Source organism: Thermopolyspora flexuosa (genome assembly GCF_006716785.1).
GTDB classification, from domain to species: Bacteria; Actinomycetota; Actinomycetes; order Streptosporangiales; family Streptosporangiaceae; genus Thermopolyspora; species Thermopolyspora flexuosa.
Map to the genome: position 1 here is coordinate 3,938,308 of NZ_VFPQ01000001.1, position 20,160 is coordinate 3,958,467.

A 20,160-nucleotide genomic window follows, 5' to 3' on the forward strand; every position below is an offset into this window, starting at 1 on the left:
CCGCACCGCTCTCCCTAGCCGGCCAACCGGCGGCGGACTTCTTCGATACGTCCCAGGATGGTGGTGTCGATGACCTCGTCTCCGATGCGGACCGAGAAGCCACCGATCACCTTCGGATCCACCTCGCAGTTGAGGCGGATGTCGCGACCGTAGGTCGCGCTGAGCCACGCCGCGAGCCGGCCCCGCTGTGCGTCGCTGAGCGGCACGGCGCTGCGTACCACGGCCACCAGGCGCTGCCGCTGCTCGGCGACGAGCCGCCCGAACTCCTCCAGGGCTGCCTCCAGGCTACGTCCTCTCGGATGCACGACGACCTGGGCGATCAGTCGCAGCCCGGAGGGGGTGACCCGGTTGCGCAGCAGGTCCTCCAGGAGCGCCCGCTTGCGCTCCGCGGGAATCGAGGGGTCGGACAGGGTCCACTGCAGCTGGGCGTGACCCTGGACGATCCGGCCGAACCGGAACAGCTCGTCGTCCAGATCGTCCAGCCGGCCCTGCCCCTCCGCCTCGGCCACGGTCGCGACCACACCGAACCGCTCGAGCACGTCGGCGAGGTCACGGGGCCGCGCCCACTTGGCCTCGGCGGCCGCGACGGCCGTCTCCAGTGCGGCCGGGCACACCTTGCCCTCGAGCAGCACGCGCATGACCTGCGCCTTCTGCTCGGCGGGGCGGGTGGGGTCGGCCACGGCGCGGCGCAGCCCGTGCTCGCGATCGAGCAGGTCGGCGATCGCGAACAGGTCATCGGCCAGCGTGCCGAAGTCGGCCGAGCCCGCGGCGCTGTTGAACCGCTCTTCGACCTCGGCGAGCGAGGTCCTGCTCACACCTCTCATCGGCCGCTCACCGTTCCCAAGCCGGGGTCCGAACCCAGGGCGAACCCCGGGCCGGACCTTGCGTTCACGTCAACGGTCATCCGCGGACCGCCCGCGCGTCGGTGGTGGTGGACTCCAGCTCCTCGAGGAACCGGTCGATGATGCGGCGCTGCCGCGCCTCGTCCTCGAGGGACTCGCCGACGATGCGGCCGGCCAGCTCGAGGGACAGCCGACCGATCTCCGCGCGGAGCTGGGTGAAGGCGGCCTGGCGGTCCGCCTCGATCTGGGCGTGCGCCGCCTCGATGATGCGGCGAGCCTCGGCCTGGGCCTCCTCGCGGAGCTCGGCCTTGATCTGCGCGCCCTCCGCCTTCGCCTCCTCGCGGATCCGGGCCGCCTCCTGCCGGGCCTCGGCGAGCTGGGCGCGGTACTCCTCCAGCGCCCGCTGCGCCTCGGCCTGAGCCTCCTCGGCCCGCTTGATGCCGCCCTCGATCGCCTCGGTGCGCTCTTCCAGCGTCTTCTGGATCCGCGGGACGAGCATCCGGCCGACGACGAGGAAGACGACGAGGAAGGAGAAGACGCCGACGACGAGCTCGTAGGTGTGCGGCAGGATCGGGTTGTTCTCCGCCGCGAGGATCGTGGCTGTCAGTGGCATAGGTCCAGCCTTCCGTCAGTGGTGGGGGGCGTCCTTAGATGCCCGCGAAGATGAACGGCGCGACCAGACCGATCAGCGCGAGGGCCTCGACGAGAACGAAGCCCAGGAGCATGTTCTGGCGGATCAGGCCGTACGCCTCGGGCTGACGGGCGATGGCCTGCACACCCTGACCGAAGATCATGCCCACACCGATACCGGGACCGAGGGTGGCGACGCCGTACGCGATGGCGGTGATGTTGCCGGCGACCTCAGCGAGAGCTGCCATGGGTGATTTCCTTTACTGATCAGGCCGGTGGAACGTCCACCGGTCCGCGCTTACGTACCGGAATGCTTTGACTACGGTGGTCTTGGGTAGATCAGTGCTCGGCGTGCAACGAGTTCCCGATGTACATCGCGGCGAGCATCGCGAACAGGTAGGCCTGCAGGAACTGGATGAACATCTCCAGGCCGGTCATCGCGATGGTCACCAGCGTCCCCAGGACGCCGACGGGGAGCCCGAGCACGCTGAAGTTCTGGAAGATGAAGTAGAAGCCGACCATGCTGAAGAAGGCCAGGAGCATGTGGCCGGCGAACATGTTCGCGAACAGTCGCAGGGCGTGCGTGGCCGGCGCGAGGATGAGGTTCGAGAGGAACTCGATGGGCGCCAGCAGCACGTAGACCGGCTTGGGCACGCCCGGCGGGAACATCATGTTCTTGAAGTAGCCGATCGGGCCCTGGTGCTTGATGCCCAGGTAGATGCGGAGCAGGTAGACCGCCGCGGCGAGCACGATCGGGAACGCGATGTGGGACGCCACCGGGAACTGGATCACCGGGAAGACGCCCATCAGGTTCCACACCAGGACCATGAAGAAGATGGAGAACAGCAGCGGCATGAACCGATCGGTGTCCTTGCCGAGGAACGGCCGGCCGATCTGGTCCCGCACGAACGTGTAGCCGATCTCACCGATGTTCTGCAGGCCCCGGGGGACGAGCTTGGGGTTGGCGAAGGCGCCCCAGAACACCGCGATCAGGATCACCGCGCTGAGCATGGCGAGCAGCGTCGGCTTGGTCAGCCAGGTGGGGGCACCCTCCCAGAGCGGGGGGAGGTCGAAGATCTCCGGTCCCGGAGCGTGGAACCCCTCCGGGTCTTCGGCTTTCAAAGGGAGGGCGGCGAGGAGGAGCGTCGGCGTGTTCACGCGGCGTTCCCTTCAACAGTGTTGATCAACAAAAGTTTGTGTGCGCCGACCTGCGCGGTCAGCGACCGTGCTTGAGGTACACGAGGTACACGGCGAGCCCCACTCCGAGGATGACCCCTATGGGGATAAACGCGGACACGCCGGTCCAACGGCTCAACAGCCAGCCGACACCGCCCCAAACCAGGATTCCCGAGAGAATGTACGCGGGAACTGACCAAGCGGCGTCGGCGAAGGCGCGGCCGTCGTCTTCGGGCGTGCGCTTCTGCTCGCTCATCGCGGCCCCGACGATAGCAGGTGGGAAGGGGACTAGTCATATCAGGCCCTTTTCGGTGGACCGGCCGTCGGTTCATGGCTCCGCCCGGCCCGGTGCCTTGGCGACGGAGTCGTCCACGTACAGCATCTTCAGCCTGGTGAACGCCCACACCTCGCCGGCGATCCAGGCGATGGTGCCCGCCACCACGGTCCAGGCGAAGGTGGGGAAGTGCCATGCGCCGATGCCCTCGAACACCTGCAGCAGGATCCCGATGACGATCACCTTCAGCAGGTAGCTCACCATCGCCGCGGCGAACATCGCCGTCGGCGAGATGCGACCGGCCCAGCTCACGGCGACGAGGCCGATGGTGAAGAACACCGCCACCAGCAGCACGCCGACGGCCGCGCCGAGCGCCCCGCTCGCCCCGACGGCGAACAGGGAGACGATCGCGGCCACCAGGCCGACGACGGCCGTGGGCAGCGCCGCGCTCTTGAGTACGCGGACGTCGTTGACCTGCATCGATGCTCCAGGCGGGTGGTTATCAAGCGAGCGATTGCTACCGAGCAGGACGCATAACGCTCGTCCTTGCTAGTGAAAGGTATCACAAGCTCGGACAGGTACGCCTTTACCTGCCCTTTCGAAGGGCCGCCGGGTCGCGCCGGAACGCCGCCCCCGCCCGGGAACCGCGGCGCGGCGGGCGGTTCAGTTCCCCGCGAACAGGCCGCCGTCGGCCCCGCTCCGGCCACGGCCGGTCGGCCCCTGGCCGGTGGAACGCCGCAGGTCAGCGGGCTTGTCGGCGCCCGGCCGCGCCTCCGCGAGGCCGGTGCGCGGCCGCTCCGCGGGGGCCGTGCCGTACGGGTGACCGCCGCGGATCCGCCGCGCGCCGAGCGGCTTGACCGGGCTGAGCTCCTGGGTCTCGGCGGCCTGCTCGAGCGCGAAACGTTCCGCGAGGCTGGGGCGGCGCACGCCGGCGAACGGGTCGGCGGGGGCGGCCGCTCCCCCGTCACCCGGGGCGACGCCGGAGGCGACCGGGCCGCCGGGCGCCGCGGCCGAACCGCCGGACGCCTCGCCGGACGCGCCGCCGGAACGCTCGCCGGACACGCCCGGACGGGCCTCCGGGCTGTTCGCCGCGGGCGGAACCGGGGACGGCCGGTCCGCGGCGGCGGCCGGCGCGCCCGCGGTGGCCGTGGCCGCGGACGGCCCGCCGCCCGGCCCGGGCCGTTCGCCGGCCGCCGCGGTGCCGCGGCCCCTGCGCGAGCGCCACTTCGGCAGCCACATGAGCATGAGCACGGCGATCGCGAAGACGACGGTGAACGGGAAGACGATGAGCGCGACGCCGAAGATCGACAGGCCGACGACGGTGAACGCGAACAGGAACGTCCAGGAGTAGAGGATCAGCACCGCGCTGCGCTGGGAGTGCCCGGTGTCGAGCAGCCGGTGGTGGAGGTGGCCGCGGTCCGGCGCGAACGGCGACTTGCCGTACGACATGCGGCGGACCACCGCCATGAGGAAGTCGGCGAGCGGCGGCACCAGCACCGCGACCGGCACCAGCATCGGCAGGATCACCGGGAACCGGTTGAGGTCCGGCAGGATGCTCGGGTCGATCGGGGTCACCTTGACCATCGACGCCGCGAGCACGAGCCCGAGCAGCATCGCCCCGGTGTCGCCCATGAAGATCTTGGCCGGGTGGAAGTTGTGCGGCAGGAACCCGGCGCACATGCCGATGAGCAGCGCGGTGATCACCGCGGTGCTGTTGATCCGGGTGTCCTGGATGTCCCACGACAGCGCGATCGAGTACGCGAAGGTGGCCATCCCGGCGATCGCCACGATGCCCGCGGCGAGCCCGTCGAGCCCGTCGACGAAGTTCACCGCGTTGATGCTGATCACCACGATGAGGATGGTGACGACCGCCTGGAGCGTGCTGTCGAGGTTGTAGCCCGCGCCGCCCGGCACCGGGATCGAGGTGAGGCTCATGCCGAAGTAGACCATGAGGCCCGCCGCCCCGATCTGCCCGGCGAGCTTGACGAAGGGGTCCATGCCCCACCAGTCGTCGAGGAAGCCGGTGACCACGATGAGGCCGCTCGCGGCGAGCAGCGGCAGCATGATCTGTTCCTGGGCGATCACCTGGCCGACGTACGGCAGGTGGGAGGCGACGAGCAGCCCGACCACGAACCCCGCGTACATGGCGAGGCCGCCCAGCCGCGGCGTGGGCGTGGTGTGCACGTCTCTCTCACGGATCTCGGGTGCCGCGCCGATGCGGAGGGCGAACCTCCGGACCAGCGGAACCAGCAGGTACGTGACGGCCGCCGTGACCAGCGCCGTGAGAAGGTATTCGCGCACGGACCTAGTTTCCCGAATTGCCCGGCCTCAGGGGCCGGAAATCGTCACACAACCAACCGTTCATCCTTCGTTGCGATACGCGGGGTGAGCGTCGGTCAACGCCCGCACTCTCGCGAGGAGTGACGTTACCGCATTCGGGTTTCCGACGGCTTGCAGGACGATCGACGCGATCTCCTTCATCGCGTCCGGGCCCATGCCCTGGCTGGTCACGTACGGCGTGCCGAGCCGGATGCCGGAGGCGACCGAGGGCGGCTCGGGGTCGAAGGGGATCGGGCAGCGGTCGAGCGTGACGCCCGCCGCGGCGCAACGGCGCTCGGCGGTGGCCCCGTCCACGCCGACCGGGCGCAGGTCGGCGAGCACGAGGTGGGTGTCGGTGCCGCCGGAGACCGGGCGCAGGCCCTCGGCCTCGAGCGCGGCGACGAGCGTGCGCGCGTTCTCCACGACGCGCCGGGCGTACGCGGCGAACTCCGGCCGCGCCGCCTCCCCGAACGCGACCGCCTTCGCCGCGATCACGTGCATCATCGGCCCGCCCTGCACGAACGGGAACACCGCCCGGTCGATCCGCGGCGCCAGCTCGCCGGTGCACAGAATCCCGCCGCCGCGCGGCCCGCGCAGCGTCTTGTGCGTGGTGAACGTCACCACGTCCGCGTACGGCACCGGCGAGGGCACCACGCCGCCCGCGACCAGGCCTATCGTGTGCGCGGCGTCGGCGAGCAGCCAGGCGCCCACCTCGTCGGCGATGCCGCGGAGGACCGCGTGGTCGACGAGCCGCGGGTAGGCGGCCGCCCCGCAGATGATCATTTTCGGCTCGTGGCGGAGGGCGAGGTCGCGCACCTCGTCGTAGTCGATGCGTTCGGTGTCGCGGCGCACGCCGTACGGCACGACGTCGAACCAGCGGCCGGAGAAGTTGGCCCGGGAGCCGTGGGTGAAGTGGCCGCCGTGCCGCGGCGACATGGCGAGCACGGTGTCGCCCGGCCGCAGCAGGGCCGCGTACGCGGCGAGGTTCGCCGTGGTGCCCGAGTACGGCTGCACGTTGGCGTGCTCGGCGCCGAACAGCCGCTTCGCCCGGGCGATCGCGATCTGCTCGGCCCGGTCCACCACCTCGCAGCCGCCGTGGTAGCGCCGCCCCGGGTAGCCCTCGGCGTACTTGTTCGTCAGCGGCGAGCCGAGGGCGGCGAGCACGGCGGGCGAGGCGAGGTTCTCGCTGGCGATGAGCTGGAGGCCATGGCGCTGCCGTTCCAGCTCGTCGCAGAGCACCTCGGCGATCTCGGGGTCGTGCCGCGCGAGCGGCGAGAGGTCGGGTCCGCAGTAGCGCTCCATGTCGCACACCCCCGTGCCGGCCGCCCCGGTCCCTCGCCCGGGCGGCCTCGCCGTGCCTTCCGCTCGCGTCCGGCCGGGCCGTACGGCCGCGCCCCGGGCGTCGGGCGACGCCTCGCCGTACCGCCGGCCGTGCCGACCGAAATCTCGGCCTACCCCCTTTTCGCCCGCTTTCGACCTAGAGACCCAAAATGAATCCTGGGAACGGGCGATCCGCACCATGCGATGACCGGCCGGTGAACGCCGGTTTCCGGATCCGGCGGACCGGGCGCGGCGTGCCGGGAGGGCCGATACCGGTCAGAACAGGAAGGCGCGGGGGGCATCGGCGCCGCTCGGGATCCACCTCGGGGTGTCCGCGGCCTCGTCGCTGATCGCGGTGAGCACGCCCTGGCGGTAGAGGCTGAGGCGCTTGCGCCACTCGGCCATGTCCTTCAGGTACCGCTCCGCCACCGGCGCGTCCCACACCTCCCGGCTCTGGGCCTTCTTCTGCACGTCGGCCAGTGACGCGTTGAGCTTGTCCAGCAGCGGTACGACCTGGTCCCACAGGTCGACGAGCTTCTGGTACTCGGGGTTGAACACCCAGGTGGTCGCCTGGCCTCCGGGCGCGAGCTGCTCGGCGGGCGACTGCCGGGGCGGCGACTCGCCGGGTGCCATCGGCTTCGGCCGGGGCGGGTCAACGAACATGCGCGATCCTTTCTACGTTCCCATCGACCGGCCCGGGCGCTCGCCGTCGTCGCAACGGCCGCCGCCGTCCGCCCGGCCGTCGCCCGCGGCGCCGGCGCCGCCGGTCCCCGTGCCGTCCGTACGCGCTCCGGCGGAGGCTCGGCCGCCGGGCTCGTCCTGCCCCTGACGCGCGCCTGTCTCCGTCCCCGCCGCGCCGTCCGCGGTCGCCGGCGCGTCGACGTACGGCATGAGCGTGACGCCGTCCCTGGAGGCGAACGGGCCGCCGCTCTCCTGGCCCAGGGCCGCACCGCGTACCGCCGGGTACGGCTCGCCGTACCGCGCGGTGGCCGCGCCGTCGCCGGCACGGGCACCGCCGACCGGCTCCGCCCGCTCCTGCCGCCCGTTCGCGTCCGTCCCGGCCGCGCCGTCCCCGCTCCCCGAGCCCTCCAGGTACGGCATCAGCGAGATGCCGTCCCGGTTGACGATCGACACGTCGCCACGCGCGAACGCATCCTCCGTACTCACCGCACCGCCACGCTCGACACCCTGCGACCCGGCCGACTCCACCCCCGCGACCTCACGATCGGTGATCGGATACCGCGAAGCGTCCGAGGGGGCCTCCGCGCGTCCACCGGCCCCGTCCGTGCCCGCGGCGCCCGCCGGATCACCGGCCGTGCCGGCGCCGGGTGTGGTGGGCTCCATCCGCCCGGCGGCGCCGTCCGCCCGTGGCCCGCCGCCGTCGGAGGCGCCGAGTCGTCCGTCCTCCGCCCCGGGCATGCCGAACGGCTGGATCCTGTCCATGTTCTGCTCCAGCCACCGCAGGTAGGCCTCGCTCGGCGGCTGAAGGGAGCCGGTCACCACCTTGACGCCGTCGACCTCGATCACCCGCAGACCCCTGCTCGCAGGGATGTCGTCCGGGTGATCCTTGCCGTCGGTGTCCGCGATCGCGTCCCCGCCGGCCCCCTTGCCGGCGTCGGCGCGGTCACCACCCTTGTCCGTCCGCGCGTCCCCGGCCGCGTCGGGTTTCGCACCGTCCGGCTCACATCCGCCCTTACCACCGGCGGCACCCTCACCGGAACCGCGGCGCTCGGCCTCACCCTTACCGCCGGACTCCCCGGACTCGCCCTTACCACCGGCGGCATCCCCACCGGAGCCACGACGCTCGGCCTCACCCTTACCGCCGGACTCCCCGGACTCGCCCTTACCACCGGCGGCATCCCCACCGGAACCGCGGCGCTCGGCCTCACCCTTACCGCCGGACTCCCCGGACTCGCCCTTACCACCGGCGGCACCCTCACCGGAACCGCGACGCTCGGCCTCACCCTTACCGCCGGACTCCCCGGACTCGCCCTTACCACCGGCGGCATCCCCACCGGAGCCACGACGCTCGGCCTCACCCTTACCGCCGGACTCCCCGGACTCGCCCTTACCACCAGCGGCACCCTCACCGGAACCGCGACGCTCGGCCTCACCCTTACCGCCGGACTCCCCGGACTCGCCCTTACCACCAGCGGCATCCCCACCGGAGCCACGGCGCTCGGCCTCACCCTTACCGCCGGACTCCCCGGACTCGCCCTTACCACCAGCGGCACCCTCACCGGAACCGCGACGCTCGGCCTCACCCTTACCGCCGGACTCCCCGGACTCGCCCTTACCACCAGCGGCATCCCCACCGGAGCCACGGCGCTCGGCCTCACCCTTGCCACTCGACTCACCCTTGCCGTCACCGGCGGCGCTCTCACCGGGACCGCGGCGCTCGGCGTCACCCTTGCCCTTGGATTTGGCGGAGTCCTCCGGTTTCGCGCCGGGGTCGTCGGCGGGCTTCTTTTCGCCCATCGCGTCCGGGGTCGTCACGGACGGCTTCTTCTGCTTCTCCTCCTTCTCGAGGAGGGCGAGCCGGGCCTCGACGTCGCGGATCATCTTGTCGACGTCGTCGGCCACCTGGGAGGGACGGTACGTGGTCTTCGCGGACAGGCCGGCGTTGCTCAGCAGTTGGGTGACCCTGGCGTCGACCGAGCGCATCTCCTTGGCGGCCTGGCGCAGCTCGGCGAGGAGCCTGCGGACCGGCCCCGGGTTCATGCCGTCCAGCTTGGGCATACCGTCTCCCAGGTAGGTGACCAGCGATTTCACGCTAGCCGGGAGACGGTCTTCTCACCTGCCGGGATATCCAGACGGCATGACTTCGAACCGGTGACGGTCCGTAATCGCGGCCCTTGCCGTACTCGGCCGCCGCTCAGTCGTCCGTGGCGACGTACCCGACGACGCCCTTGAGCTTCTCCACCGAGATCGCGCCCTTGCGGAGCACCCGGGGCACGGGCGTGGTCAGGTCGACGATGGTGGACGGGATCGGCTGGGTGCACCGGCCGCCGTCGAGGTACACCGCGACCGAGTCGCCGAGCTGCTCCTCGGCCTCGGCGATGGTCGTCGCGGGCGGCGCGCCCGACCGGTTCGCGCTGCTGACCGCCATCGGGCCGGTCTCCTTGAGCAGGTCGAGGGCGACCGCGTGCAGCGGCATGCGCACCGCGACCGTGCCCTTGGTCTCCCCCAGGTCCCACTGGAGGGAGCGGACCGCGTGGCCGATGATCGTGAGCGGGCCGGGCCAGAACGCGTCGATCAGGTCCTGGCCGTACGGGCCGAGGTCGTCCAGCAGGGCGTTCGCGGCCCTGACGCTGCCCACGAGCACCGGAACCGGCATGTCCCGGCCCCGCCCCTTGGCGGCGAGCAACGCGCTGACCGCGGACGGCGTGAACGCGTCGGCGCCGATGCCGTACACGGTGTCGGTGGGGATGACGACGAGCTTGCCCTGCCGCACCGCGTCCACGGCGGCCTCGATGCCCGCCGCGCGCTGCTCCGGGATCGAGCAGTCGAACCGCAGGACCTTCTCCTTGGCGGCCTCCATGACGACCGCGGGGGCCTCGGGCGTGCCCTCCCCCGGCTTCTCCGCCGCCTCGGCGCCCGCACCCGCCGCCTCCGCCTTCGGCTCGCCGGAGGACGCGCCCTCGGCCGGCTCGGGCGCCGCGGCCTTCGCAGTGGCCTCCTCGGCGGCCTTGCCCACGCCGGCACCCTTCGCCTCGCCCTCGCGATCGTCCTGCCCGGCGGCGGCTCCCTCGCCGCGCGGCGCATCGGCGGACGCGGCCGCCTCACGCACGGGGTCGCCGTGCGGCCCGGTGGAGGAGGGCGCGGCGGGCTGCGCGGCCGGTTCCCCGCCGGGTACGGCGGGCCCGGACGACGCGCGGGACTCCTCCGATGCCGCGGTGCTCTCCGCCTGCGGGTCGGGCCGCCGGTCCGGTGCCGGCCCGCCCTGCTCGTCGGCGGGCTTACCGGCGTCCGGGGCCGGGTCCTTTCGCTCGCTCACGCAGACGATCCTAGTCAGTCCCGGGCGGTGACCGATCCCGGTCGCCCGCACGGCCACGGGCCGCCGGGCGGGCGACCGGGCGGCGCGGACGCTCAGTCCTGGCCGAGCCGGGCCGTCACGAACCGGTCCCGCCCGGTGAGGTCCTGGTGGTTGCGCACGTCGCGCCAGCCGTGCTCCTCGGAGAAGATCCAGTAGACCGCGGTGCCCTGCTCGTCGGCGTGCTCCACCACGACGTACCCGCCGGGGCGGAGCAGCCGCCGGGCGGTGCGCTCGACCGCGCGGATCTCGCCGAGCCCGTCCTCGTCGGACCCGTACAGCGCGCGGGCGGGGTCGTAGTCGCGCACCTCGGGGTCGCGCGGCACCGAGCCCGGCGGGATGTACGGCGGGTTGGAGATGACCAGGTCGACCCGGCCGTTGAGCTCCGGCAGGCAGTCGCGCATGTCCTCCGGATGGAGGTGCACCCGTCCCTGGCCGAGCTCGACGATGTTGCGCTTCGCCCAGGCGTACGCGTCGGGGTCCACCTCGACGGCGTGCACCTCGGAGAGCGCGACCTCCTGGGCGATGGAGAGCGCGATCGCGCCGGATCCGGTGCCAAGGTCGACGACGAGCGGGTTGGCGACATCCATCTCGCGCAGCCGGTCGATCGCCCAACCGGCCACGACCTCGGTCTCCGGGCGGGGGATGAACACGCCGGGTCCCACCTCCAGCGACAGGTAGCGGAAGTAGGCCCGGCCGGTGATGTGCTGGAGGGGTTCGCGGGCCGCGCGGCGCGCGATGCCCTCCCAGAACAGCGCGTCGAAGTCGCAGTCGCGGACGGTGTGCAGCTCGCTGCGCCGTACGCCGTGGACGAACGCGGCGATCTCCTCGGCGTCGGTGCGCGGCGAGGGCACACCCGCCTCCGCGAGTCTGGCGGTGGCGAGTGCGATCTCGTCCAGCAGCAGCGTCATGTGGTGTGTCTCACGAGTGGGCGGCGAGTTTTTCCGCCATTTCTGCGTCGAGCAATGCCTGTATCACCGCGCTGAGGTCGCCGTCCAGCACTTGGTCGAGGTTGTAGGCCTTGAACCCCACGCGGTGGTCGGAGATGCGGTTCTCCGGGAAGTTGTAGGTGCGGATGCGCTCGGACCGGTCGACCGTGCGGACCTGCGACTTGCGCTCGGCCGCCGCGGCCGCCTCGGCCTCCTGCTGTGCCATCGCGAGCAGGCGGGCGCGCAGGATGCGCAGCGCCGCCTCCTTGTTCTGCAACTGGCTCTTCTCGTTCTGGCACGTGACCACCACGCCGGTGGGCAGGTGGGTGATGCGCACCGCCGAGTCGGTGGTGTTGACGCTCTGGCCGCCCGGGCCGCTCGACCGGAACACGTCGATGCGCAGGTCGTTCGGGTCGATCTGCACGTCGACCTCCTCGGCCTCGGGGTAGACGAGCACGCCGGCCGCGCTCGTGTGGATCCGGCCCTGGGACTCGGTCACCGGGACGCGCTGCACCCGGTGCACGCCGCCCTCGAACTTGAGCCGGGACCACACGCCGCCCTCGCCGTTCCGGCTCTTGATCGCGATCGTGACGTCCTTGTAGCCGCCGAGGTCGGAGGGCTGGGCGCTGATGATCTCGGTCTTCCAGCCCTCGCGCTCGGCGTAGCGCAGGTACATCCGCAGCAGATCCGCGGCGAACAGGGCCGACTCCTCGCCGCCCTCGCCCGCCTTGATCTCCATGAGGATGTCCTTGTCGTCGTTCGGGTCACGGGGGATGAGCAGCTTCTTGAGCCGGTCCTCCAGCGGCCCGATCCGCCCCTCCAGCTCGGCCGCCTCCTCGGCGAACGCCGGGTCCTCGGCGGCGAGCTCCTTGGCGGTGGCGAGGTCCTCGCGGACGCGCTGCAGCTCGCGGTAGGTGTTGACGATCGGGGTCAGCTCCGCGTACCGCTTGCCGAGCGTCCGCGCCTGGTTCTGGTCGGCGTGCACCGAGGGGTCGGCGAGCCTGTTCTCAAGCTCCGCGTACTCCTTGAGTAGCTCGTCGAGATTCACCGTGCCTCCTCTTCACACCTCGCACCACGCCGGCTCCGCCCGCGGCGGAACCCACCGACCGGTCGCTCCGAAACCCCGCCGTCCCGTCGGTCCGCTCGGGCGGTACGGCGACGCCGCGCGTCCGGCACCCGCCCGATCACGACGAACGCCGACCCGGGCACGCCCCTGCCACGGCAGGGACGATTCCGAGCCGGCGTCGTGAAAGTTGCTACTTGGACTTCTTGCCGAACCGCTTCTCGAAGCGGGCGACCCGGCCGCCGGTGTCCAGGATCTTCTGCTTGCCCGTGTAGAACGGGTGGCAGGCCGAGCACACGTCAGCGTGGATGACGCCGTTCTTCGCGGTGCTGCGAGTGACGAAGCTGTTGCCGCACGTACAGGTCACCTGCGTGACGACGTAGTCCGGGTGAATATCGGCCTTCATGATCTTCCTCTCGCATTCGGGCGGTCGCCGGGTCGTCCGGTCCGGGACGTGAACCGGTACCGCTGCGGTTCGGCTACCAGTGTGCCAGACGTTCAAACCCGCGCAGGCCGGATGGTATTCCTGCCTGGCATCCCTGCGCGGCGTGCGGCCCGGGCGTCCCGGCACCGCGAGTTCGCACGGCGTTCCGGTACGGCGGGGCCGACCGGCGATGCCACGCGGCCACGCGCATCAGGCGGTGCCGCGCGCCGTGACGTGCGGATGCGCCGCGGCCCCGGGCACGGGCGATCGCGGCGCAGGAGGGGCGCCTCACCGAGGCGCCGCGAAGGCGTTCCCGGCGAGGTTCCCGGAGAGGCGGCGACGGCCCGGCGTGGCCGTGACCACGCCGGGCCGGACGTCCTAGTCGCGGTCGGAGACCGTCGTCTTCTGCACCTGGAGCAGGAACTCCGCGTTCGACTTGGTCTCCTTCATCTTCTCCAGCAGGAGCTCCAGCGCCTGCTGCTGGTCGAGCGCCTGCAGCACCCGGCGCAGCTTCCAGACGATGTTGAGCTCCTCCGGCGACATCAGGATCTCCTCCTTGCGGGTGCCGGAGGCCACGACGTCGACGGCGGGGAAGATGCGCTTGTCGGCGAGGGCCCGGCTGAGCTTCAGCTCGGCGTTACCGGTGCCCTTGAACTCCTCGAAGATGACCTCGTCCATCTTCGAGCCGGTCTCGACCAGCGCGGTGGCGAGGATCGTCAGGGAGCCGCCGTTCTCGATGTTGCGCGCGGCGCCGAAGAAGCGCTTCGGCGGGTAGAGCGCGGTGGAGTCGACGCCACCCGACAGGATGCGCCCGGACGCCGGGGCGGCGAGGTTGTACGCGCGGCCCAGGCGGGTGATCGAGTCGAGCAGCACGACCACGTCGTGGCCGAGCTCCACCAGCCGCTTGGCCCGCTCGATGGCGAGCTCGGCGACCGTGGTGTGGTCCTCGGCCGGCCGGTCGAAGGTCGAGTGGATGACCTCGCCCTTCACCGACCGCTGCATGTCGGTGACCTCTTCCGGACGCTCGTCGACGAGGACCACCATCAGGTGGCACTCGGGGTTGTTGCGGGTGATCGCGTTCGCGATCGCCTGCAGCACCATCGTCTTACCGGCCTTGGGCGGCGAGACGATGAGCCCACGCTGACCCTTGCCGATCGGGCAGACCAGGTCGATGATCCGCGTGGTCAGGATGTTGGGCTCGGTCTCGAGGCGCAGCCGCTCCTGCGGGTACAGCGGCGTCAGCTTGCTGAACTCCGGGCGGTTCTTGGCCTGCTCGGGGTCCATGCCGTTGACCGTGTCGAGGCGGACCAGCGCGTTGAACTTCTCGCGCTTCTCGCCCTCGCGCGGCTGGCGCACCGCACCGGTGATCACGTCACCCTTGCGCAGACCGTAGCGGCGGATCTGGGCGAGGGAGACGTACACGTCGTTCGGGCCGGGCAGGTAGCCGCTGGTGCGCACGAACGCGTAGTTGTCGAGGATGTCGAGGATGCCGGCGATCGGGATGAGGACGTCGTCCTCGGCGATCGTCGGCTCGCTGTCGCCGTACCGGTCGCGTCCGCGGCGGTTGCGCTCACGGAACCGGCCGCGGCGGCTGCGGCGCTCCTCGTCCCCACCCTGCTGCCGGCCACCGTTGCCCTGGCCCTCGCCGGACTCGGCGGCGGCCGGCCGCTGCTGCGGCTGCTGCGGCTGCTCGGTGCGGGTCTCGGCACCGTTGCGCTCGCCGTTGCGCTCCCCGCCGTTGCGCTCGCGGCGGTCCCGGCCGCGGCGGTCGCGGCGGAACTCACCGCGATCGGCCTTCGCCTCGCCCTGACCGGCCTCGCCCTGGCCGACCTCACCCTGGTCGGCGACCGCGGGCGCGGGCTCGGCGGGGCTCTCCGCGGCGGCGGGAGCGGCCTCGGCCGAGGGCTGCTCCGCGGCCTCGGGAGCGGGCTCGGCGGCAGCGGCGGCGCGGGACCGCTCGCGGCGGCGCGACGGCCGCTCGCGGGTCTCGGTCTTCGCCGCGCCCTCGGGCGCCGCCTCGCTCTTCACCTCGGGCGTCGTCCCGGACGCGGCGGACTCGGACGCCGCCGCGGCGGGCTTGGACGTGCCGGCGGCCTCCGGCGTGGCGGCGGAGCCGTCGGCCGAGACGCCCTGCTTCTCCTGGATGGCCGCGATCAGCTGGCTCTTGCGCATCCGCCCGACACCGCTGATGCCCAGGCTCGAGGCGAGCCTCTGCAGTTCGGGGAGCAGCATGGCGGACAGGCCGGTGCCGGAGCGACGGCGCCGGCTGGTGGCGCGAGTGGGGGTGTCGCCGGCGGCCTGCTGCGGCGCTGAGCCGGAGGCGTCGGTGAGGAGTTCAGTGGTGTCGCTCACTAAGGGTCCTTCCCAGGGGTCGGGCGCCGGGCTTGATCAGCCTGGCGTCCCGGTGATGCGACCCGGCGGGACAGACCGGGTCGGGATTCGCGAATTACTGGAATGGTTGGAGGCGTCGGAGACCGGTGCGTTGGAGTCGAACCGGCTCGTGGCCGTCACCGTCCTGATCCGCGAGCTTCTGATGCTCGGGGGTGACCCCCCGGCTGATTGCCGCCGACCAGATGTCAAGGTGATCCGAACGCGCACGTCTCTGAGATCGCCGCCTCGCGGGGTGCCAACCGGATGTGGCCCAACCGGAGGCAACGGATTCAGGGAGGTCGCCGTGCCACCCAGACCTGCGGGCACAGGCATCGCAAGTATGGAATGGCAATGTGGGGCTGACAAGCACGCGCCCGGCACGGGGGCATCTGGTGCGGCTATCAGCCTAACATCACCAGCGCGCACGGCTATTCCCTGAAGGTCGAAGAGATTTCAGCGTGTCTCGGGAAACTGAACGAACGAGCCGACCGGATCGACGCTCAGCGGCTGGATAAGCCAGTCATTACCCACTTCTGGTGCGATCAAATCCTGCGTGTCCGGCGTTGTGAAGGCCAGAACGGTTGGACCCGCACCCGAGACCACCGCGGGCACGCCCTTCGCGCGCAGAGTTTTCACCAGATGTGCGGTCTGCGGCATCGCAGGCGCACGGTAATCCTGATGCAGCCGGTCTTCGGTGGCGGCGAGCAGCAACCGGGAATCCGGCCGCCGGGTCAACGCGGCGATGAGAAGGGCGGCCCGCCCCGCGTTCGCCGCGGCGTCCGCGTGGGGCACGTCCCTGGGTAGCAGTCCACGCGCCCGTTCGGTGGACAACCGCTGCCTCGGTACGCACACCACCGGACGGATGCCCTCGTGCGGGTTCAGTTTCACCATACTCGGCCGACCGGACTGGTCGAGCCATGCGATGGTAAGGCCTCCCGCAAGACACGGGGCCACGTTGTCCGGATGGCCCTCGAGCTCGGTGGCGAGGGCGAACACCTCGTCGTCGGAGAGGAGCTCCGCCCCCGGCGCCCGGCGGTTTCCGCCGGTCGCGTCGTCGTCCCCCGTCGCTCCCCCGTGGCCGCCCTCCGGGCCCGCGCGGGCCGCGTACGGCGCGGCGAGCGCCCGGGCGGCGAGGATGCCGGCGCAGATCGCGGCGGACGAGGAGCCGAGGCCGCGGGCGTGCGGGATGCGGTTGACGCAGTGGAGCCGGATGTTGCGCGGCTGGTCGACCCCCATGCGGTCGAAGGTCTTCCGCATCGCCTTGATGATCAGGTGGTCCTCGCCCTCGTCGAGTTCCCCCGCGCCCTCCCCCTCGATGCTGATGCGGACGCCGGCGTGCGGCCCGGTGCCCGATCCTCCTCCGGGCTCGTCGAGGGTGACCTCGATCTCGTCGTGGAGGTCGAGCGCGAGGCCGAGCGCGTCGAAGCCCGGCCCCAGGTTTGCGCTCGTCGCAGGCACACGAACGCGGACAGTGCTAGTGGTCATGCATCACCGGACTCTCTTGCGTGTTGCGAGGATCATGCGAGTTCGAGGGCGGCCGCGGCCGCCTGGGCGTCGACCGGGATGGTGATCGGGGCGGGCGCGCCCGCGATCGCCCAGTCGGGATCCTTCAGCCCGTTTCCGGTCACCGTGCACACCACGCGCTCGCCCCGCCGTACCAGTCCGCGCTCGTGCGCCTGGAGCAGGCCGGCCACGCTCGCGGCCGAGGCGAGCTCGACGAACACCCCCTCCTCCTGGGCGAGCAGCTTGTACGCGGCGGCGATCTGGCGGTCGGTGACCGACTGGATGTCGCCGCCGGACTCGTCCCGGGCGGCCTCGGCGAGCTTCCACGAGGCCGGGTTGCCGATCCGGATCGCGGTGGCGATCGTGTGCGGATGGGGCACCGGGGCACCGGTCACGATCGGGGCCGCCCCGCTGGCCTGGAAGCCGAGCATGCGCGGGGTCCTGGTGGCGACCCCGTCCTCACGATACTCCTTGTAGCCCATCCAGTACGCGGAGATGTTCCCGGCGTTTCCGACGGGGAGGCAGTGCACGTCCGGCGCGTCGCCGAGCACGTCGACGATCTCGAACGCCGCGGTCTTCTGCCCCTGCAGCCGGTCCGGGTTCACCGAGTTGACGAGGGCGATCGGGTAGTCCGCCGACAGCTTCCGGGTCATCTCGAGGCAGTCGTCGAAGCTGCCGTTCACCTGGAGCAGCTTGGCCCCGTGCACGAGCGCCTGGGCGAGCTTGCCCATCGCGATCTTCCCGCGGGGCACGAGCACCGCGCAGGTGAGGCCGGCGCGCACCGCGTACGCGGCGGCCGACGCGCTCGTGTTGCCGGTGGACGCGCAGATGACCGCCTTCGCCCCGGCCTCGACGGCCTTGCTGATGGCGACGGTCATGCCGCGGTCCTTGAAGCTGCCGGTGGGGTTGAGGCCCTCGACCTTGAGGTACACCTCACAGCCGGTGAGCTGGGACAACCGCGGTGCGGGGAGCAGCGGCGTGCCGCCCTCCAGCAGGGTCACCACGGGCGTCTTGGCGGTCACCGGAAGCCGGTCACGGTACTCCTCGATGACTCCACGCCAGCCCCTGGCCATGTGGGTGCTCCTCCCGTGCGGCGGCGCGGACGGCCGCCTGCTGATATATCCGATCCGGTATTCAGTGCGGTGTTCGGCAGGGTTCGGCACGGTGCGCAGTGCGGGTTGCGGCACACCGCCCGTCCGATGCGCGATGATCGATCGTATTCACGGCCACGGCGCCCGGGTCCCGCGGGACCGGCACCCCCGTCGGCACTGCCCGTCCCGTCGCCGGTCACCCGGCCCGTTCCGCCGTTACCTGCGGTGTTGCAAAGAGTCTACGATGAACCGGCGACGCTCGCAGGAGGGGATGCCGGTGAGCCGATTTCCACGGCGGGGGCCGTGGAACGTTCACCCGGGAACCCCGGCCTTCGGCGCTCCGCGGGCCGTCCCGCGGCGTGCTCCGCACGCCCGGTCACCGTAGGCCCGACGACGCGTTCCCATGGTTTCGCAAACGTCACAACGTTATCAAGGGGCGAACCGAAACCCGGGGAGCAGGACCGCGGCCCCGGCGCGCGGGAATTCGGTCACGGCGCACACCGGCCCGTTTCTCCGGCCCGGCCGTACCCCGTCGTCGATGCACTACAGTCGTGATCGCGACCGCAACGGACGAGGAGCGGATGGATGACGGGTGATCGGGAGCCGGCGCGACCGAGGATCCGGCACAACGACTATTCCCCGCTGACCCCGCCGGACCTGGGCGCGTGGACGCCGACGCTCACGGTGAGCGTCGTCATCCCGGCGCGGTCGCAGCGCCTGCTCGACCTCGCCCTCGCCGCGCTCGCCGCGCAGACCTACCCGGCGCACCTCACCGAGGTCATCGTCGTCGACGACGGCGCCGAGCCGCCGCTGCGGCTGCCGGAGATCGCACCGGAGAACACCCGGATCGTGCCGTCCGCGCCGGACGGCTGGGGCATCGCGCACGCGATCAACACCGGCGCGGCGCAGGCCGAGGGCGAGATCCTGCAACGGCTCGACTCCGACATGGTGGTCTGCGCCGAGCACCTGGAGGCGCTGCTGCGCTGGCACCACCTCACCGACTACGTGGTGACGATCGGCGGCAAGCACTTCATCGAGGACTTCGGCGAGGTCACGCCGGAGCGGGTGCGCGACGCGGTCGCCCGCGACGCGCTCGGCGAGCTGTTCGACCTGTCGAAGGCGATCCCCAGCTCCACCGAGGAGACGATCCGCAGGCTCGACGGGCTGAAGGCCGCGAAGAACCCGTACCACAACTGCACCGGGCCCACGCTGTCCCTGCGCCGGTCGCTGTTCCAGCGGGTGGGCGGCCTCGACGCGGCCGTGCTGCGGGGCTCGGACACCGAGTTCGCCTACCGGCTCGCGATGGCCGGCGTGGTGTTCGTGCCCGACCTCGCCGCGCGGGCGGTGCACCTCGGCCTGCCCGCGCAGCGGGTCAACCGGGAGCGCACCGTGCGCTCGGTCGAGCCGTACCTGGCGCACCGCATCCCGCTCCGCCGCGACCTGCGCAAGGAACGCGGCCGCAGCTGGCTCGTGCCGTACGTCGAGGTGGTGTACGAGGTCGGCGGGCACACCGAGCCGGAGGTGCGGGCGGCGGTGAACGCGGCGCTCGACGGCTCGCTGCCCGACGTGACGGTCACGCTCGTCGCGCCGTGGTCGAAGCTGCCCACCGGGCGGCACGCGGTGCTCGACGATCCCGACTTCGAGCTGCGGCTGCTGCGAGCCGGGTTCGCCGACGACGCCCGGGTACGGCTCGCCGACGAGCCGGCCGACACCCCGTGGCCCGTGCCGTACCGGTATGTCGGGCCGGTCGACGTGCCGCTCGGCCGGGACACCCTGGAGCGCATGATCAAGGTGATGACCGCGGACCGGCCGCTCGGCGTACTCGTCGCCGAGCTGCCCGACGGCCGCACCGCGCGCCTGGAGCGCACCGACGCGGTCAACCGCGCCCGCCTGCTCGCCGCGCCGGGCGAGGACCTCGACGCGGTCATCGACGCCACCCACGGGGTACGGCGCGCCCCGATGGCCGAGTTCTGGCCGCCGAAACCGGCCCCGGCCGCCCAGGCCAAGACCCAGCCCAAGCCGCCCGCCGCGGCCGCGCAGGCCAAGGCGCCCGCGAAGCCCGCGGCCCAGGCGGCCGACCGGCCGAAGGACGGCGCCGCACGGGAGGCCGCGCCGCGGCGGCGGTCGTTGCTCACCCGGCTGCGCGGCACGCTCCGCGACCGGCTGCCCTGACCGGCGGCGACGGG

18 protein-coding genes are annotated in these 20,160 nt (G+C 71.9%); 1 reads left to right on the top strand and 17 read right to left on the bottom strand.

Translation table 11 applies throughout. The features are described 5' to 3' along the window. Positions 1-14: 14 nt before the first annotated feature. The 17 genes from FHX40_RS16700 to thrC form a co-directional block, all read right to left on the bottom strand. Positions 15-824 carry a F0F1 ATP synthase subunit delta gene (locus FHX40_RS16700; RefSeq protein ID WP_142260487.1) on the bottom strand — a complete coding sequence of 270 codons (810 nt, stop codon included), beginning with the start codon at positions 822-824 and terminating at the stop codon, positions 15-17. Between the two features lie 76 nt (positions 825-900). Further along, positions 901-1,455: a F0F1 ATP synthase subunit B gene (locus FHX40_RS16705; RefSeq protein WP_142260488.1), complete on the bottom strand. Its 555-nt coding sequence runs from the start codon at positions 1,453-1,455 to the stop codon at positions 901-903. Positions 1,456-1,489: 34 nt separating this feature from the next. Beyond that, positions 1,490-1,720 (bottom strand): ATP synthase F0 subunit C, encoded by a 231-nt coding sequence (gene atpE / locus FHX40_RS16710; RefSeq protein ID WP_142260489.1) that lies wholly within the window; start codon positions 1,718-1,720, stop codon positions 1,490-1,492. Positions 1,721-1,811: 91 nt separating this feature from the next. Continuing rightward, positions 1,812-2,630: a F0F1 ATP synthase subunit A gene (atpB, locus tag FHX40_RS16715; RefSeq protein WP_229788972.1), complete on the bottom strand. Its 819-nt coding sequence runs from the start codon at positions 2,628-2,630 to the stop codon at positions 1,812-1,814. Positions 2,631-2,688: 58 nt separating this feature from the next. Next, on the bottom strand, positions 2,689-2,904 hold the full coding sequence (locus FHX40_RS16720) for a hypothetical protein (protein ID WP_142260490.1): 216 nt from the start codon (positions 2,902-2,904) through the stop codon (positions 2,689-2,691). A gap of 72 nt (positions 2,905-2,976) precedes the next feature. Beyond that, a complete protein-coding gene (locus tag FHX40_RS16725; RefSeq protein WP_142260491.1) occupies positions 2,977-3,402 on the bottom strand; it encodes a Cg1360 family ATP-synthase-associated protein in 426 nt (141 codons plus the stop codon). 183 nt (positions 3,403-3,585) lie between these two features. Next, the gene (locus FHX40_RS16730; protein ID WP_189136240.1) at positions 3,586-5,223 is read right to left on the bottom strand and encodes a glycosyltransferase family 4 protein; all 1,638 of its coding nucleotides are present in this window, start codon (positions 5,221-5,223) and stop codon (positions 3,586-3,588) included. A gap of 60 nt (positions 5,224-5,283) precedes the next feature. Further along, a complete protein-coding gene (locus tag FHX40_RS16735) occupies positions 5,284-6,543 on the bottom strand; it encodes a serine hydroxymethyltransferase (protein WP_142260492.1) in 1,260 nt (419 codons plus the stop codon). A 294-nt stretch (positions 6,544-6,837) separates the two neighbouring features. Further along, positions 6,838-7,224 (bottom strand): hypothetical protein, encoded by a 387-nt coding sequence (locus tag FHX40_RS16740; RefSeq protein ID WP_142260493.1) that lies wholly within the window; start codon positions 7,222-7,224, stop codon positions 6,838-6,840. Positions 7,225-7,236: 12 nt separating this feature from the next. Then, positions 7,237-9,300: a hypothetical protein gene (locus FHX40_RS16745; protein WP_142260494.1), complete on the bottom strand. Its 2,064-nt coding sequence runs from the start codon at positions 9,298-9,300 to the stop codon at positions 7,237-7,239. A gap of 136 nt (positions 9,301-9,436) precedes the next feature. Beyond that, complete coding sequence (locus FHX40_RS16750) at positions 9,437-10,102, bottom strand: L-threonylcarbamoyladenylate synthase (protein WP_142261836.1); 666 nt, start codon at positions 10,100-10,102, stop codon at positions 9,437-9,439. Positions 10,103-10,650: 548 nt separating this feature from the next. Beyond that, positions 10,651-11,505, bottom strand: a complete 855-nt coding sequence (prmC, locus tag FHX40_RS16755; protein WP_142260495.1) for a peptide chain release factor N(5)-glutamine methyltransferase — start codon at positions 11,503-11,505, stop codon at positions 10,651-10,653. Between the two features lie 10 nt (positions 11,506-11,515). Beyond that, the gene (gene prfA / locus FHX40_RS16760) at positions 11,516-12,571 is read right to left on the bottom strand and encodes a peptide chain release factor 1 (RefSeq protein ID WP_142260496.1); all 1,056 of its coding nucleotides are present in this window, start codon (positions 12,569-12,571) and stop codon (positions 11,516-11,518) included. Positions 12,572-12,779: 208 nt separating this feature from the next. Next, a complete protein-coding gene (gene rpmE, locus FHX40_RS16765; protein ID WP_142260497.1) occupies positions 12,780-12,992 on the bottom strand; it encodes a 50S ribosomal protein L31 in 213 nt (70 codons plus the stop codon). Positions 12,993-13,388: 396 nt separating this feature from the next. After that, a complete protein-coding gene (rho, locus tag FHX40_RS16770; RefSeq protein WP_142260498.1) occupies positions 13,389-15,362 on the bottom strand; it encodes a transcription termination factor Rho in 1,974 nt (657 codons plus the stop codon). Between the two features lie 471 nt (positions 15,363-15,833). After that, on the bottom strand, positions 15,834-16,865 hold the full coding sequence (locus FHX40_RS16775) for a homoserine kinase (RefSeq protein ID WP_142260499.1): 1,032 nt from the start codon (positions 16,863-16,865) through the stop codon (positions 15,834-15,836). Positions 16,866-16,897: 32 nt separating this feature from the next. Beyond that, on the bottom strand, positions 16,898-17,956 hold the full coding sequence (gene thrC, locus FHX40_RS16780; protein ID WP_142260500.1) for a threonine synthase: 1,059 nt from the start codon (positions 17,954-17,956) through the stop codon (positions 16,898-16,900). A gap of 603 nt (positions 17,957-18,559) precedes the next feature. Here thrC and FHX40_RS16785 point away from each other — a divergent pair. Beyond that, on the top strand, positions 18,560-20,146 hold the full coding sequence (locus FHX40_RS16785; protein ID WP_142260501.1) for a glycosyltransferase family 2 protein: 1,587 nt from the start codon (positions 18,560-18,562) through the stop codon (positions 20,144-20,146). The last annotated feature ends 14 nt before the right edge of the window (positions 20,147-20,160 follow it).

What these genes read in the sequence shown, in the direction of transcription:
- thrC (WP_142260500.1), bottom strand. Translation starts at nt 17,956, where the DNA reads ATGGCCAGGGGCTGGCGTGGAGTCATCGAGGAGTACCGTGACCGGCTT.
- atpE (WP_142260489.1), bottom strand. Translation starts at nt 1,720, where the DNA reads ATGGCAGCTCTCGCTGAGGTCGCCGGCAACATCACCGCCATCGCGTAC.
- prmC (WP_142260495.1), bottom strand. Translation starts at nt 11,505, where the DNA reads ATGACGCTGCTGCTGGACGAGATCGCACTCGCCACCGCCAGACTCGCG.
- FHX40_RS16725 (WP_142260491.1), bottom strand. Translation starts at nt 3,402, where the DNA reads ATGCAGGTCAACGACGTCCGCGTACTCAAGAGCGCGGCGCTGCCCACG.
- FHX40_RS16700 (WP_142260487.1), bottom strand. Translation starts at nt 824, where the DNA reads ATGAGAGGTGTGAGCAGGACCTCGCTCGCCGAGGTCGAAGAGCGGTTC.
- FHX40_RS16785 (WP_142260501.1), top strand. Translation starts at nt 18,560, where the DNA reads ATGACGGGTGATCGGGAGCCGGCGCGACCGAGGATCCGGCACAACGAC.
- FHX40_RS16750 (WP_142261836.1), bottom strand. Translation starts at nt 10,102, where the DNA reads ATGGAGGCCGCCAAGGAGAAGGTCCTGCGGTTCGACTGCTCGATCCCG.
- FHX40_RS16775 (WP_142260499.1), bottom strand. Translation starts at nt 16,865, where the DNA reads ATGACCACTAGCACTGTCCGCGTTCGTGTGCCTGCGACGAGCGCAAAC.
- FHX40_RS16740 (WP_142260493.1), bottom strand. Translation starts at nt 7,224, where the DNA reads ATGTTCGTTGACCCGCCCCGGCCGAAGCCGATGGCACCCGGCGAGTCG.
- FHX40_RS16705 (WP_142260488.1), bottom strand. Translation starts at nt 1,455, where the DNA reads ATGCCACTGACAGCCACGATCCTCGCGGCGGAGAACAACCCGATCCTG.
- FHX40_RS16745 (WP_142260494.1), bottom strand. Translation starts at nt 9,300, where the DNA reads ATGCCCAAGCTGGACGGCATGAACCCGGGGCCGGTCCGCAGGCTCCTC.
- rpmE (WP_142260497.1), bottom strand. Translation starts at nt 12,992, where the DNA reads ATGAAGGCCGATATTCACCCGGACTACGTCGTCACGCAGGTGACCTGT.
- FHX40_RS16735 (WP_142260492.1), bottom strand. Translation starts at nt 6,543, where the DNA reads ATGGAGCGCTACTGCGGACCCGACCTCTCGCCGCTCGCGCGGCACGAC.
- FHX40_RS16720 (WP_142260490.1), bottom strand. Translation starts at nt 2,904, where the DNA reads ATGAGCGAGCAGAAGCGCACGCCCGAAGACGACGGCCGCGCCTTCGCC.